The organism is Maridesulfovibrio sp. (assembly GCF_963678865.1).
GTDB lineage: Bacteria > Desulfobacterota > Desulfovibrionia > Desulfovibrionales > Desulfovibrionaceae > Maridesulfovibrio.
Map to the genome: position 1 here is coordinate 1921736 of NZ_OY787459.1, position 14744 is coordinate 1936479.

Consider the following 14744-nt stretch of genomic DNA (forward strand, 5'->3'; position numbering starts at 1 on the left):
TTATTTTTTATATGTCCTCGGATTCATCCCCAGAAGACAAAAAATTTCATAAGTAATGGTCTGCCACCATCCGGCCAGATCCTCGGCACTGATGCGCCCTTCTCCTTCGCCGCCAAGCAAATAAGCAGTATCCCCGAATTTTACATCATCAATGTGGCTCACATCTACAATGCAGAGCTGCATGCATACCCGCCCAAGAATTCCGGCACGCTTTCCATGAATGCAGACCTGACCTGTATTGGAAAGCCCACGGCTGAATGCATCGGCATATCCGGCACAGACAATAGCCACGGTCATATCCCGCTCTGCCGTATAGGTACAGCCGTAACTGATGGCCTGACCTTTTTTAAGTTCCCGAACCGCGGCAATCTTGGTGCTGACCTGCATGGCCGGTTTAAGCTGCTTGCCGAATTCACTCCATTTGGTACCCAGCAGCGGGTTTGAACCGTACATGGCAATCCCACCACGCTGGGCAGAATAATGGACCTGATCATGAACAAGAATCCCCGCGGAGTTAGCCAATGAAGCTTCAAGCTCGTATCCGGCATCGGCAAGCCGTTTTAAAATTCCGGAAAATGTCTCAGCCTGTGCAGACATATAGCCCTCGTAAGCCGGATCATCGGAAGTAGCTAGATGCGAGCTTGCCAGCACCGGACAGACTTCCGGATTCCCATTCAGCCAATCAATTAACTTATCCAATTCATTCACGCTGAATCCGAGACGGGACATGCCGGTATCAAACTTCAGGCAGATTTCAACTTTACTTCCCTGTGCGGAAACAACCCCGGCCAACATTTCCAATTGTTCAAACTCTCCGATAAAGGGAATGATCCTGCTCCGTGAAGCATTAAAGCAGTCTTCTTCATTCAGTGGACCGAGCAGGGAAATAATACGTTTGTCACAACCGCTCTCGCGCAGTTGCATGCCCTCACCCACGGTACCGACGGCAAAAGTATCAGCACCTTCCTCTTCAAGGGCGCGGGCAACTTCTATCAGGCCATGGCCGTAAGCATCTGCTTTGATTACACCGTAAACCCTGCTTCCTTTCTCGCAAAGCAAGCGGTAATTATGGCGAATAGCGTTTAAATCTACTTCAACTTCAAGTGTATTGTATCCGATTGTCATTAAAAAAACTCCGATTGAGATTGAGGCTGGCTATTTGCGCTTGAAAAGTTTTTCCATTTCCAGTGCAGACCAGCTGATAAGCACCGGACGGCCATGCGGGCAATATTCCCGCTGCGGGCATTTGAACCATGCTTCAAGCAGGGAAAGAGCTTCATCCACAGCCAAAGGCAGATTGGCTTTGATGGCTGCTTTGCAGGAAAGCATAATCCAGAGGTCGTCAAGAGTTTTGGCCTGTCCATCAACTGCTGCTTTTAAGTACTCCCTTGCCGCTCCGGTTTCAAGTCCCGGAGGAATGCCGCGCATGGCAAGAGTCTGTCCCGACTCCAACTCAAGCATGAACCCGGCAGCATGGAGGTCTTCCCAGATTTCCTGTACCTGCTGCACCTCGCTGGGATGCAAGACCAGATTAATAGGCAAAGCCAAAGGACGGGATTCCCCTCTCGTACGCAGTGATTTCATATTTTCATAAAGCACCCGTTCGTGGGCGGCATGCTGGTCCAGCAGACCTAGAGCCCCATTAGGCAGTTTAAGCACAAGATAGGTATCAGCAACCTGCCCCAGATATTCAATGCGTGAACCGGGAACATAAACCGGGCCGGCTCCAGAATTCGGAAATAGTTTCGGCTCGGGTTCGGGAATGCGGATATGGTCAGCACTATAATCCATAGCCCGCTCATGAACCATATCCGGCTCATTGCGTTGCCCGGGAATCAGGGAATCTGTAAACTCGGCAGGAGCTGTAAACTCTTTTGCGGACAGTCCCGGACGGACTTTCGGTTCATCATCCAGAGCCGTAAAATCAGTGTTCTTGAATTCATTCCAGCTGGAAAATTTTGCGCCGGGTTCAATGGGCAGTGCCACACTTTCCGATAACTTCTTTTTTACTACAAGCCGATCAGCCGCCATTTCAGGCAGTCTTTCCTGCGGACCATCTCCGCCAGCAATGCCCAGTTCGTAGCGGGACAATGCCTGCCCGATACCATTTCGAATTATGCTGAAAACAGCTCTTTCTTCCTGAAAACGAACTTCCATTTTGGCAGGATGCACGTTCACATCAACCAATTCCGGGGGCAACTCCAGAAAAAGCACTGCCTGCGGATATTCGCGGGAAATGAGACGGCCCTTGTAGGCTCCACGAACGGCACTGAGCAACAGCTTGTCCTGCACCGGTCTTCCATTAACGAACATGACTATTCGATCGCCACGCCCTTGAGCAAGACCGGGAATCCCCGCACAACCGTGAACTTTCAATTCCCCGGCTTCATGAGAAAATTCAAGTAAGGATTCACAAATATTACGCGGCCAGAATACAGCCAGACGTTCAGGAAGAGATTGTCCCGCAGGAAGTCTGAACTGTTCGCGCCCATTGGAAGTGAAGCTGAATCCTGCAGCCATGTTGGCAAGAGCAATCTTGAACAAGATCTGATTACAGCGTCGGGCCTCTGTGCTTTCGGTTTTCAAAAATTTAAGACGGGCCGGGACATTGAAAAAAAGATCACGCACTTCAACTGAAGTCCCACCGGGGATAGCTGCCGGCCCCTCGTCTACAACGTCCCCGCCTTCAACGTTGATAAACCAGCCCTCATCAGCGCCGTTGCGGCGGGAGCTCATCCTGAACCGGGACACTGAAGCAATACTCGGCAAAGCCTCACCCCGGAACCCGAGACTGGTGATCGAGGTCAGGTCGTCAACATTTGAAATCTTGCTGGTGGCGTGGCGGGTGACTGCCAGCTTCAGCTCATCTGCAACAACACCGCGCCCGTTATCCTTTACAGAGATATAACCTTGTCCCCCACGCTCGACCACAACATCAATCTGCGTACTTCCGGCATCAATGGAGTTTTCCACCAATTCCTTAACCACACTGGAAGGCCGTTCCACAACTTCACCGGCAGCAATCTGATTGCGCAACGAAGCCGGAAGGACATGAATTTCAGGAGTATTCATAATATATCTATCTGATTTTTTTGCTTATATTATATTTTTTCATCAACTGACATTCAGCCTACAATAAGCAAGCCCCTCCGTCTACTCAGACAGAAGGCATCATATAGTAAATAACTAAGAAGGGCTTACGATGAACCATGTGCAGAGAACAAAAAAAGACAGGAGCTGTGCGTACATATAATACGTAAGCTCCTGTCTTTTTTAACACGTATAGTGAACAGTGCTTTATATGCCCTATGATTAGAACATACTCATGTCGATGAGGTTAAAATTAACACTGTAGCGTTCATCAACAGTGGTTTTGGAAGCAACAAATTCCATGAAAAAGCACTGATGATTCCAGCCGATGGATGCGGTCTTTTCAAGATCGCGGTCGGAGTTAAGGTCAGAACGGAATTTACCGCCAACCTGCAGATTCCACGGCAGCTTGGCCTTCATGCCGTAACTGACAATCTGCATATCTGAATCCTGCTGCCGCTTATATTCATCGATCTTACGCAGGTAATCATAACCGAGTGAGAATTCCGCATATTCATCGTAGAAGAGTTTAAGGATATTCTCATGTTCGGTAACATCGCCGAGATATGGAGAAATCCATGTCCGGGAAGTAAGATTCACAAAGTTGTAAGGGGTGACAATGAACTCGGCCATGAAATCCGAGAAGGGACGCCGTTCGTATTCACTAAGTTCTACGGAACGATTTTCCTCATCAATGTCATAGCCCTGTTCAAGGCGGACACGTAAAAATTCAAGATAATCATTTTCCAACACCGGAGTGCCGTCTTTGCCCACAACAACGGTTGCACGGTTACGGTCAAATACGTTGGTCAATGAAAGGACTATGTCGTTCTGCTCGGAAATACGGTCACGGGAATCATAGTATGGCAGTTCATCCTGTGATGCGGAATCATCCTGCACCCATGAGTACTCAAGGCGGGGAATAAAGTTGTGCTTCATTCTGGTCCATCCGGACTGCCCGACATTTTCCTTGCTTACAACTGGAGCAGACTCCAGATCGAACACCCGGTAGATATCTGTTGCCGCGCTGATTCCGGCATCAGCCAGAAAGCGGAACTGGGTAGAATCGTGGCTTCCTTCGGAGGTTGAATTCTGAAAATCTGTACCCAGATAATTTGTAGCCCTTACGCCGGCATAGGGAATAAAGGTGATTCCGCCGGTGCGCACAGGCATGCTGAACGAAGGCTTGACATCAAAACGTCCACCGGTGGTGCCGTATTCACGCCAGAAATAGCTTCCCTGAAATTCGCCTTCCCACTCGAGGGGAGTTCCGAAAAAGTTATCCTTGAATGCGTAAGCCGAAAGCTGCGGCATTGTCTGCAGGGTCGGGTTGTCACCGGAAGGATTGTTGCCATTGCGGTAAAGCAGATTCTCTGTGTACTGGGCCATGGCTGAAATTGAATATTTATCCCAGCTTCTGGCCATGAGAGCGGTACTGGTTCTTTCGTTGGCGTCTGCGGTTGCAATGTCACGCCCGAATTCATCAAGAAAATCATTACGGGTTGCATCGTAACCATTAGAGCCGGAACGGAATTCACGCAGGTAATCCTGGTCGGAAACAAGATCCATATCAAAAATGGTCTGCCAGTCGGGGTTACCGAGATATCCGTTATATTTCGACCTGAGCCACCAGCGGTTATGGTTTGGACGAATCATGGTGTCGCCGAATGAGTAATCCTGATCGGGAACATCATAACTTTTGCTGTCGTACAACCAGTCGGCACGCCATGAACCCTTGGTATTAACATCCTCGGAATGGCGAAACTCCACACCGGGCCTGAATCCGCGCTTGGACAGGTATTCCGTGTAGATGGTCATGTCCATCTCATCGTCAATAGCCCAGTAGAACGGCAGGTTGATCCTGTTACCCAGACGGTCTGAATTACCGACTTCAGGGTTCAGCACACCGGACTGGCGCTCACGCTGTACCGGAAGCTCCATATACGGAGTATACATGACCGGCACACCCTTCACATTGAACTTGGAATGCCAAAGCCTTGCATATCCATTGATGGTAATATCGCCCTCGCCGGACTCAAAGGACCAGAGAGGATTCTCACCATCACAGGCAGTCACTTTAACATCTTTAAAACTGTAGGTGGCTCCGTTATGCTTCTCAATGAATTCACTTTCAAAATAAATGTGGGGCTTGGCAACAAAAACACGGCCTTTTTTCAGCCATCCGACCATGTTGTTGAGATCGAATTCAGCTTCGGCTGCGTCGTAAAAGTCACCTTTAATCTGGGCTTTTACATTACCACGCAGGTAAATCCATTTGGTAGCCTTGTAAAAACGGGCAAAATCAGCCTTGATGTAATTGTCGCCACTCCGCAGGGTTACGTCCCCATAAGCCTGAAGATATTCGCTGTCATTTTCCACAACAAGCTTATCGGCAGAAAACTTCCACTGCTCACCCTTCTGCTCCACGCCCTTGTTGTCAGTCATAGGCACGGTCACCTGCTCCTGAGCAAAGGAAATGCTCGGCAGACAGACGAGAAGTAAAACTACAAATATGGCGAACCTTGATTTCAAAACAACCTGCCCTTTAATATTCAACTAGCTCTTGAGGTGAGGATCTTCCTGAGCCAGATAATTCTGCACATAATCTTTGGCCGCGTCTTCAAGAGAAGTAAACGGTTTGTCATATCCGGCAGCAACCAATTTATCCATATTCGCCTGTGTAAAATACTGATACTTATCGCGGATAGTCTCCGGCATCTCGATGTAGCTTATCTTAGGCTCTACATCCATCGCAGCGAAAACAGCTTTTGCAAGCTCATTCCACTCGCGGGCCTGACCGGTGCCTATGTTGAAGATACCGTTTGCGTCCGGATTCTGCAGGAACCACCACATTACATCAACGCAATCCTTGATATAAACAAAGTCACGTTTCTGTCCGCCATGGGGGAATTCCGGTTTGTAAGACTTGAACAGTTTCATCTCCCCGGTTTCACCTATCTGGTGAAAAGCCTTGCAGATTACGCTCTTCATATCATCTTTATGGTATTCGTTAGGACCGAATACATTGAAAAATTTGAGGCTGACCAATTTATCCAGCACCCCTCCACGCTTGGCCCAGAGGTCGAAAAGCTGCTTGGAATAGCCGTACATATTCATAGGTTGAAGTCTGTCAATCCCCTCATGTCCATCATCAAACCCGAATTTGCCGTCACCATAAGTTGCGGCACTGGAAGCATTGATAAAACGTACATTGTGGTTGAGGCAGAAACGGCAGAGCATCTGAGTATAGCGGTAATTATTCTCCATGAGAAAATCCGCATCCTGCTCTGTGGTGGAGGAACAGGCTCCCATATGAATTACGGCATCGGTTTCAAAGGGATCGTCCCCTTCTAGCATGAGCTTGTAGAACTGATTCCTGTGGACATAATCCTCGTAACGAAGATTGACCAGATTCTTCCATTTTTCGGTTTTGGCAAGGTTGTCGACAATAAGGATATCGTCAATTCCCATCTGGTTTAACTTCCAGACCATGGCACTGCCTATAAATCCAGCGCCGCCAGTCACAATATACATAAATCAGTTCTCCAGCTATTTTAAGCAGATGCAAGCATCTATTAATTTAATCACATAATACAAGTTGCCGGATGTTACTTATTTTTTTGACACTTTTCAACTACAATTAAGTAAAAAGAGCCATTTTACATACAAACCAAGACGAAATGAGCTATTCAACATTACGACTGCACTGAATGGTCTTTTTTTAAAATAAAACAAAACTCAGAGATAAAGAAAACATATTACTCTTAACAAAAACAATCCATTTTTCACACATAGAACAAACCAAACAATACAAACCAACAGTGAAGATGTTCTTTTTTATCTTGATTCATATTTTATTCATGCTATATTTATCTATAAGAACTATTTATTATGATTTTCTCTAGACTTTATTTAAAATATCTATTTAGATATTCACCAACACCGAGACAAAATGTTCTTTTAATATCTTAATGTTTAGGACCGCTATGAAATACTCTGTCAAAGAAATTTTACATCTTGAAGTTTCCCCGGCTCTGGGTTGCACCGAGCCGGTTGCAATTGCTCTGGCCACAGCCGCCGCTGCCTCGGTTCTTCCTGATCAGCAACCGAATAAAATCGAAGTCTGGGTTGACCCGAATATTTATAAAAACGGTCTGGCTGTGATCATTCCGGGAACCGGTGGGTTAAGTGGACTGGACACAGCTGCCGCCCTTGGAGCCCTGTACGGCAACCCCGAACTCGGTCTGGAAGTCCTTGAACCGCTGGATGAACAGAGCACAAAAGAAGCCTGCAAATATAAAGAAAACAATCCCGTAATTGTAAACCTGCTTGAAAACCGGCACGGCATATACGTCCGTGCCCTGCTCAGCTACGGCTCAACATCCACAGAAGCAATCATTGAAGGTGTTCACGATAATATCGTTTCACTGACCTGTGACGGAGAACAGGTCAAGGATTCTTCTCTGGTCAGGACGCAGCAGGAACAAAAAGCGGACATGTCCAGACTTGAAGAATACATTAAAAGTCTCTCTCTTTCCGACCTTGTAGACATGCTCTACGATCTTGATGAAGAAGATTTTACCTTCCTTAAGGCAGGGATCACATACAATATGCGCCTTGCCGACTACGGATTAAAACACGGTTCCGGGCTGGGGGTCGGTGCTACTCTGGAAAAGCTGGCCCGTATGAAAATACTCAACCGGGATATGATCCTTTCTGCTCGCATCGTCACTTCCGCCGCATCCGATGCCCGTATGGGCGGAATAAAACTTCCGGCCATGAGTTCAGGAGGATCCGGTAACCACGGACTGACCGCCATTCTGCCGATCCATGCTGTCAGTGAATTTATAGACTGCACCGAAAAAACAAAACTTGAAGCCATTGCCCTCAGCCACTTGGTCACTGCCTACGTAAAAGCGCAAACCGGAAGACTTTCTGCTGTATGCGGTTGTTCTGTCGCTGCCGGAGCAGGAGCCACTGCCGGTATAACCTACCTCATGGGAGGAACCCCGGCCCAGATGGCCGGAGCCATTACCAATCTGACAGAAGACCTTGCCGGAATTATATGCGACGGAGCCAAATGCGGTTGCGCCCTGAAACTGGCCACTGCAGCCGGGACAGCCGTGCAGGCTGCACTTTTCGCCATACACGGAGTCAATGTCCATTCCACAGACGGTATCATCGGCACATCTCCCGAGCAGACCATGCAGAATATCGGAACTCTCAGTACTCAGGGTATGATTGATACGGACAGAACAATTCTAAAAATAATGCTGGAAAAACACTTCGCCGACATAGAAAATTAGAACAAGTGGCATAAAAATAAAACAAAACTATTGATTAAGGCCTGCCAATGACTTAATTTTGGTAGAGTTAAAAATGATCAACAACCGCTAACCTTACTTAAATGGAGGCTTTCAATAATGCTCAAGAAAAAAGTTTCATTGATTATGACTGTTGCCTTAGCTGTTCTTCTGGTTTTCGGCTCAATAGCCGGCGCGGAATCCAGAATCGTCCTCAAACCCAAAGTTGATGCTTTCGCCTACTTTGTAGATACTTCCCCATCAATGGCTCAAGCATACGGATCCACCGGCAACCCCAAAATCGTTGCCGGACTTAACGCACTTAAAAGACTGAATAACGTTGTTCCCGAGCTGGGTTATGACTCTGCCCTTTACGCAATGCCCGACTTCGAAACATATGGCCCCAAATCAGTTTTCAGCAGAGCTGCTATGGCTAGCAACCTTGGCGCTGTTCCCAGCGATCTGCCTTTCTTCCAGTCTACCCCTATGGGTGAAGGCTTCTCCGATCTTGATAACGCAATCAAGAACTGGCAGGGCAAATTCGCAGTGATCTTTGTTTCCGACGGTCTTACCAATAGCGGACGCAACCCATCTCTCGTAGTTTCCGATATGGCAAAAAAATATGGTGACCGTTTCTGCCTGCACGTAATCAGTGTTGCTGACACTGCACGCGGTAAGGCAAATCTGAAACGTCTTGCCAGCCTGACCCCCTGTGGTGTTTATGTTGACGCAACCGACCTTGCAGACAAGGCAGTTCTCGACAAATTCGCACAGGATGTCTTCTATACTCAAGAAGAAGAGCTCATCGTCGAAATAGTTGAAGAAGTAGTGGTTCCCCAGGCTGTTCCTGTTCAGGAAAAAATCGTTTTCCGTAATTTTAACTTCGGATTCGACAAATACCAGATCACTGACGAAATGGTTCCGGCTCTTACTGAAGCCGCTGCTATGCTCGACGAATTCCCCAACCTTAAAGTTCTCGTAGGCGGTCATACCGACTCTTCCGGCTCCGAAGCATACAACCAGGGCCTGTCCGAACGCAGAGCCAAGTCTGTAGCAGACTGGCTGGCTGGCAACGGTGTTGCTTCTGAACGCATACAGGTCAAGGGTTACGGCGAAATGAGCCCCAAATATGACAACAAGACTAAAGAAGGACGCAAGCTTAACCGCCGCGTTGAAATCGACGTAGAAGACTAAAAGTCGACTTAATTAAAAGGGGTGGAAGGATTGATCCTTCCACCCCTTTTCTTAATTTTGGAGTAACTGATGAAACCTGTTCGCAAACTTTTAAGCTCTTTTTTTATCTGCCTGTTGCTTTGTTCAGCTGCTTCGGCCTCCCAGCCCGGCACTCCTGACGAGCTGGCTGCTTTCAAAAATTTCGCCATAGGCTGGGTAGTAAAACTCAACAAAAGCCATATCAAGGGCTTCAGCCACATGGAAATAGTCCTGCAAAAAGACGGAAACTATCTCGCCCGTTACCATGCCATCTCGCCAGACACCATTTCCTGCAAGGTAAAAAGAACCAGTGCCAAAAGCAAAGGTACGGTTGGTCTGCTTAAGTATATTGAGACCATCTATGAAAGCACCGGAAAAACTCCTCAAGCAGCACGGGCCAACAAATTCAAGCCCGTAAAAAACATCCGTATTACAGAGATTTTCAGCAACTCCGGCAAGGGCTGGCGTTAACTGTTGGAAGTCATCTAATCAAGCTACTTGCAAAGCATACCCAAAATTTTAAGAGGCCGGTGAAGAGTCATTTACCCTAAAAGCTCCCCTTCACCGGAAGCATGAGACAACAAAAAACGGCCCTTCCTGCAGCAAGCGGGAGGGGCCGTTTAACTTGTTTTTTAGCTAGTCCTACTTGAACCGTTCAACCAGATGGCTCAACTTCTGGGCCATTTCAGCCACTTCCTGAATATTGGAATTGGCATTCTGGATACCTTCCGACAAAGAATGTGAAAGGCTGTTGATTTCGGTAACACTGTTATTTATCTCGTCACTGGTGGCAGTCTGCTGCTCTGCTGCGGTCGCAATAGCCCGAACCATATCAGCAATGGTTTCGGACTCGTTGACAATCTGATCCAGAACTCCACCTGCCCCTTCAGCCATCTTCACGGAATTTTCTACCCTTCCGCGAACTCCACCCATTTCCGAAACAACCTTATCGGTGGACTGCTGAATAAGAGAAATGGCGCTTTCAACTTCATTAGTTGCGCCCATAGTCTTCTCTGCCAGCTTGCGAACTTCATCAGCGACAACAGCAAAACCTCGTCCTGCCTCACCGGCACGGGCCGCTTCAATGGCCGCATTTAGCGCAAGCAGGTTAGTCTGATCTGCAATATCATTAATGACAGACATTACTTCACCGATATTGAGCGCCCGTTCGGATAGATCAGCGAGCATCTCGGAAAGCTTATCCGTGGTTTCGGTCACTACATGAATCTCGGAAACAGTATTGCTGACCACCTGTCCACCATCCCGGGCGACAGCATTGGCCCTGTCGGATGCTTCTGCGGTTTCCCCGGTATTCTGTGCAACTTCGAGCACGGTGGCGTTCATTTCTTCCATGGCGGTTGCAACCTGACCGGTCTGCATAGCCGTAGTATCTACACCGGCGGTAAGTTCATTCATCTGATGGGAAAGTTCTGTGGTACAGGTAAGCAGAAGCCTTGAAACCTCGGTAACTTCGTTGGCAACCTCAAGCAGGGATTCCTGCTGCTGTTCAATATGTTTGCGGCTGGCTTCCTCTTCTGTCAGATCGACCATAACCGCAATGGCGCCTACTGTTTCTTCTTCGGCATTTAACAGCGGGCAGACCTGATAACGCAAGGGGAATTCAACACCGTCATCCCTATTGAAGCGCAACAGCCCTTCAGGACATCCCCCGGTAGAAATGGCATCTGCAGTCAGGGACTTACCTTCAACCTGAAAAAAATCTCCCACAGAAGAACCAAGCAGATCTGATTCCTCTTTACCTATAATATTGCGCATGGGTTCGTTAACAAAATCAATTTTACTGTCACCGTCAGCTACAATCATAGGTACGGTTATACCATTAAGAACCCCACGGTTGTAGACAAGTTGGTCCTTGATCTGGCGAGCCATTTCACCAAGATGATCCCCAAGGGAGCCAAGCTCGTCGCTGCTATTCACAGCAAATTTTGCATCAAGGTTACCCTGTGCAAAATCACTTGTTGCACCGGAAATAATCTGAATACGTTTCACGATGGATCTGCGCATAAAGAACAGCAAAGAAGATAATAGGGCAATAAAGCCGCAGAAAGAAAGGGTAGCTCCCTTGAACTGAGACTCATGGAAAGTTGCAAACTGTTGCGAAACGTCCTGCACCATGACCAGAGACCCTAGCACCGGTTGTCTTCTGCCATGGCAGTGGTAACATTTTTTCTCGTTCTTGATTGTTTCCACCTCGACAAAGACTTCTTTACCGTTCATTTCGGAAAGAAGTCCCTCTTCGACGTTATTTTTCAGACTGCTAAGAACGAGTTCGCTTATTTTCTTATCGCTTATCTTTGTTTTGATATCTGAGCGGATATCACCGGTATTCGTTGAATAAGTAATATTACCTTTAAAGTTGGTCAGGTAAATATCCACATCAGCATATTTTTTGGAAACAATAGCGAACTTTGCAGTTGTGCCTTTGTTATCACCTTTCGCCATGGGCTCACGGATGGCAAGTTGAAGCAAGTCGGAAGATTTGTGGGCATTCTGCTCAATCTCTTCCACCATGGTTGTACGCTGCCAGAATGAGTTTGCAAGAAACAGAATAACAAAAGCCGATGCCGTGAGCAGCGAAGTCAGAACCATAACCTTATTGCCAAGGGAAGTCTTAATAAATTTCATTATGACTCCCTAGTGCGCGCCGCCGAAAATCAGCGGTTTAAAGTTAAAATTGCTTACTCTTTCAGCATTGTGGCAAACTTCGCAATCTTTGATACCCATCTTTCTTTTGATCAGTTCGGGATCGCCGTCTTCAGCGTGCAGTGAGCCGGGACCATGACAAACTTCACAGCCGGCATCGGCGAGTTTGGGAGTCTGTTCAAACGAGACAAAGCCCCCTGGTTTTCCATAGCCGGTAGTGTGGCAGACAAAACACTCCTCAAGCTCGTCCGGATCAAGATCGGAAGCCATTATCTTCACACTCTTACTGGAATGGGCTTTTTTAGAAAATTTTTTATAATTGTTGTATTCCACCTCATGACAGTCTGCACATGCCTCCGACCCTACGTAAACAGCTGAATCAGTGATTCCGTATCCGGCCAATGCACAGCTGTAGACCACAAAAACCGTAGCAAATACCCCTATTCGCACGGCAACGCCCTTACCTTTCATACTCACCCCGTTGTTTTGAAATTCAGCTTCTTTTACCCCAAAAAGCCACATCCCTTCCAAAATTTACACACACAAGTAAGTATCCCGTTTCTATATGGAAGTGAAGTACAAATTCACAAAAACGACACACTTCGCAATAAAATATGACACACCTGCAACCTAAATACTTTAACGATAAACAATCCTAGAATTCAGTTCAATGAAAAATAACACAAGCAACATTCTAAGTATTCTAAATATACCCGAAGAACATTAACCACCGAACACAACATAGAACAAAATACATATCTCCTTTAGCGCAACAGCTTAATGAAAAGGGACATGTTCTGAAACAATTCCCCCGAAGTCATGATTATACCGCCGCGAAATTAATAAACCATGCTGAAACACGTTATTATCACTTGCAGTATACATAGAACTTCTGGCAGAATACTTCCTCTTAAGAATCCATACTCTGTCAATAATCTTTAAGCCAATCTACGAAAAACTAAAGGTCTGCTCCACCGGACTTTTAAAGCGGGAAGGCGGCTACTCATTTATGGGAATAGTTAACATTACTAAGTCTTACGATGCCGATTTTGTTAAGCAGGTAGAAAAGGAAAGCGGGCAGAACATGTCCCTTTGCTACCAGTGCGGTAACTGTACCGCCGGATGTCCGTACACTTTCGCGTACGACATCCCTGTAAGCAGAATCATGCGTCTCGTTCAGGCAGGGCAAAAAGATACCGTGCTCAAGTGCAAGTCCCTCTGGCTATGCGCTACCTGTGAATCCTGCACCACAAGGTGCCCCAACAACATTGACGTGGCCCACATCATGGATGTGCTGCGCCACATGGCCCGTCGGGAAGGCTATGCTCCCGTGCCAACGGTCAAAAAATTCTGGGACAGCTTCCTCGATTCCGTCGAGAAAAACGGAAGAGTATTCGAAGTAGGTCTCCTTGCGGCTTATGTTGCCAAAACAGGCAGATTCTGGACCGACATTGATTTGGGACCGAAAGTACTGCCCAAGGGCAAAATGCATTTCAAACCCCACGAAATTCAGGGTAAGGATGAAATCAAGAAAATCTTCAAAAGATTCGAAGAGGAGTCCCGCAAATGAGTGATTCCTTAACATACGCCTATTATCCCGGATGCTCCGGAACCGGAACATCCATGGAATATGACATGTCCACCCGGGCGGTCTGCGAAAAACTGGGGATCAGGCTCACTGACATCCCCGACTGGAGTTGCTGCGGTTCCACCCCGGCACACACAGTGGATCATACCCTGTCCAGTGCTCTTTCAGCCCGCAACCTGCAGTTGGTGGAGAAAATGAATCTGGACACAGCGATAACCCCCTGTCCCAGCTGCCTGACCAACCTCAAAAGCGCAGAGCATCGTATGGAAAAAGACGAGATGCGCGAAAAGGTCAACAAGCTGCTGGACAATCCCTACAACGGAGGGGTTTCCACCAAATCCGTGCTTCAGATCCTCGTTGAAGACTTGGGGCTCGACGCGCTGAAAGCAAGCACCGTCAAACCGCTCAAGGGACTGAAAATTGCCGCATATTACGGCTGCATCATGAACCGTCCCCCGGAAGTGATGAAATTTGACGACCCGGAACACCCCATGGCCATGGACAACATCATGAAAGCCATGGGCGCCACTGTGCTGCCCTTTCCTTTAAAGGTAGAGTGCTGCGGTGCATCCTTCGGTATTCCCCGCAAGGATGTGGTCATGAGACTGTCCGGCAAGCTGCTTGACGCAGCGGACGACCTCGGTGTGGACGCACTGGTCACCGCCTGCCCCCTGTGCCAGATGAACCTCGATCTGCGTCAGACCCAGATCAACTCCGCCACAGAGGCAAGGCACAACCTGCCCATTTTCTACTACACCCAGCTCATGGGTATTGCTCTGGGCATGAGTGAAAAGGAAGTGGGAATGGACAAGCTCTGTGTGAGCCCCCGTAACGCACTCAATGCCATCGGCAAAGAAGAGAAAAAATAGCGGAAACCCTGCTAAGGA

Annotated in this window: 11 protein-coding genes; 5 read left to right on the forward strand and 6 right to left on the reverse strand. The window is 47.6% G+C overall.

Annotated elements, in window-relative coordinates; genetic code table 11:
• From alr to rfaD, 4 genes are all read right to left on the reverse strand, one after another.
• Entirely contained in the window at positions 1 to 1125 is a 1125-nt protein-coding gene (alr, locus tag ACKU41_RS08900) for an alanine racemase (protein WP_321405085.1), read from the reverse strand.
• Between the two features lie 30 nt (positions 1126 to 1155).
• Positions 1156 to 3072: a DNA mismatch repair endonuclease MutL gene (mutL, locus tag ACKU41_RS08905; protein ID WP_321405086.1), complete on the reverse strand. Its 1917-nt coding sequence runs from the start codon at positions 3070 to 3072 to the stop codon at positions 1156 to 1158.
• A gap of 240 nt (positions 3073 to 3312) precedes the next feature.
• The gene (locus ACKU41_RS08910) at positions 3313 to 5622 is read right to left on the reverse strand and encodes an LPS assembly protein LptD (protein ID WP_321405087.1); all 2310 of its coding nucleotides are present in this window, start codon (positions 5620 to 5622) and stop codon (positions 3313 to 3315) included.
• 24 nt (positions 5623 to 5646) lie between these two features.
• The gene (gene rfaD / locus ACKU41_RS08915; protein ID WP_321405088.1) at positions 5647 to 6624 is read right to left on the reverse strand and encodes an ADP-glyceromanno-heptose 6-epimerase; all 978 of its coding nucleotides are present in this window, start codon (positions 6622 to 6624) and stop codon (positions 5647 to 5649) included.
• A gap of 452 nt (positions 6625 to 7076) precedes the next feature.
• On the opposite strand from rfaD, the gene ACKU41_RS08920 reads away from it, so the two are divergent.
• The 3 genes from ACKU41_RS08920 (at position 7077) to ACKU41_RS08930 (ending at position 10076) form a co-directional block, all read left to right on the forward strand.
• Entirely contained in the window at positions 7077 to 8396 is a 1320-nt protein-coding gene (locus ACKU41_RS08920) for an L-serine ammonia-lyase, iron-sulfur-dependent, subunit alpha (RefSeq protein ID WP_321405089.1), read from the forward strand.
• Between the two features lie 117 nt (positions 8397 to 8513).
• Complete coding sequence (locus ACKU41_RS08925; RefSeq protein ID WP_321405090.1) at positions 8514 to 9587, forward strand: OmpA family protein; 1074 nt, start codon at positions 8514 to 8516, stop codon at positions 9585 to 9587.
• A 69-nt stretch (positions 9588 to 9656) separates the two neighbouring features.
• Positions 9657 to 10076, forward strand: a complete 420-nt coding sequence (locus ACKU41_RS08930) for a hypothetical protein (RefSeq protein ID WP_319776776.1) — start codon at positions 9657 to 9659, stop codon at positions 10074 to 10076.
• A 171-nt stretch (positions 10077 to 10247) separates the two neighbouring features.
• Here ACKU41_RS08930 and ACKU41_RS08935 read toward each other — a convergent pair whose 3' ends face one another.
• Together ACKU41_RS08935 and ACKU41_RS08940 are read right to left on the reverse strand one after the other, a co-directional pair.
• On the reverse strand, positions 10248 to 12251 hold the full coding sequence (locus ACKU41_RS08935; RefSeq protein ID WP_321405091.1) for a methyl-accepting chemotaxis protein: 2004 nt from the start codon (positions 12249 to 12251) through the stop codon (positions 10248 to 10250).
• A gap of 9 nt (positions 12252 to 12260) precedes the next feature.
• The gene (locus ACKU41_RS08940) at positions 12261 to 12740 is read right to left on the reverse strand and encodes a cytochrome c family protein (RefSeq protein WP_321405092.1); all 480 of its coding nucleotides are present in this window, start codon (positions 12738 to 12740) and stop codon (positions 12261 to 12263) included.
• 538 nt (positions 12741 to 13278) lie between these two features.
• On the opposite strand from ACKU41_RS08940, the gene ACKU41_RS08945 reads away from it, so the two are divergent.
• The gene (locus ACKU41_RS08945) at positions 13279 to 13839 is read left to right on the forward strand and encodes a 4Fe-4S dicluster domain-containing protein (RefSeq protein WP_321405093.1); all 561 of its coding nucleotides are present in this window, start codon (positions 13279 to 13281) and stop codon (positions 13837 to 13839) included.
• Positions 13836 to 14726: a CoB--CoM heterodisulfide reductase iron-sulfur subunit B family protein gene (locus ACKU41_RS08950; protein ID WP_321405094.1), complete on the forward strand. Its 891-nt coding sequence runs from the start codon at positions 13836 to 13838 to the stop codon at positions 14724 to 14726. Before ACKU41_RS08945 ends, ACKU41_RS08950 begins: the two co-directional genes overlap by 4 nt.
• Positions 14727 to 14744 lie beyond the last annotated feature (18 nt).

What these genes read in the sequence shown, in the direction of transcription:
- alr (WP_321405085.1), bottom strand. Translation starts at nt 1,125, where the DNA reads ATGACAATCGGATACAATACACTTGAAGTTGAAGTAGATTTAAACGCT.
- mutL (WP_321405086.1), bottom strand. Translation starts at nt 3,072, where the DNA reads ATGAATACTCCTGAAATTCATGTCCTTCCGGCTTCGTTGCGCAATCAG.
- rfaD (WP_321405088.1), bottom strand. Translation starts at nt 6,624, where the DNA reads ATGTATATTGTGACTGGCGGCGCTGGATTTATAGGCAGTGCCATGGTC.
- ACKU41_RS08920 (WP_321405089.1), top strand. Translation starts at nt 7,077, where the DNA reads ATGAAATACTCTGTCAAAGAAATTTTACATCTTGAAGTTTCCCCGGCT.
- ACKU41_RS08925 (WP_321405090.1), top strand. Translation starts at nt 8,514, where the DNA reads ATGCTCAAGAAAAAAGTTTCATTGATTATGACTGTTGCCTTAGCTGTT.
- ACKU41_RS08930 (WP_319776776.1), top strand. Translation starts at nt 9,657, where the DNA reads ATGAAACCTGTTCGCAAACTTTTAAGCTCTTTTTTTATCTGCCTGTTG.
- ACKU41_RS08935 (WP_321405091.1), bottom strand. Translation starts at nt 12,251, where the DNA reads ATGAAATTTATTAAGACTTCCCTTGGCAATAAGGTTATGGTTCTGACT.
- ACKU41_RS08940 (WP_321405092.1), bottom strand. Translation starts at nt 12,740, where the DNA reads ATGAAAGGTAAGGGCGTTGCCGTGCGAATAGGGGTATTTGCTACGGTT.
- ACKU41_RS08945 (WP_321405093.1), top strand. Translation starts at nt 13,279, where the DNA reads ATGGGAATAGTTAACATTACTAAGTCTTACGATGCCGATTTTGTTAAG.
- ACKU41_RS08950 (WP_321405094.1), top strand. Translation starts at nt 13,836, where the DNA reads ATGAGTGATTCCTTAACATACGCCTATTATCCCGGATGCTCCGGAACC.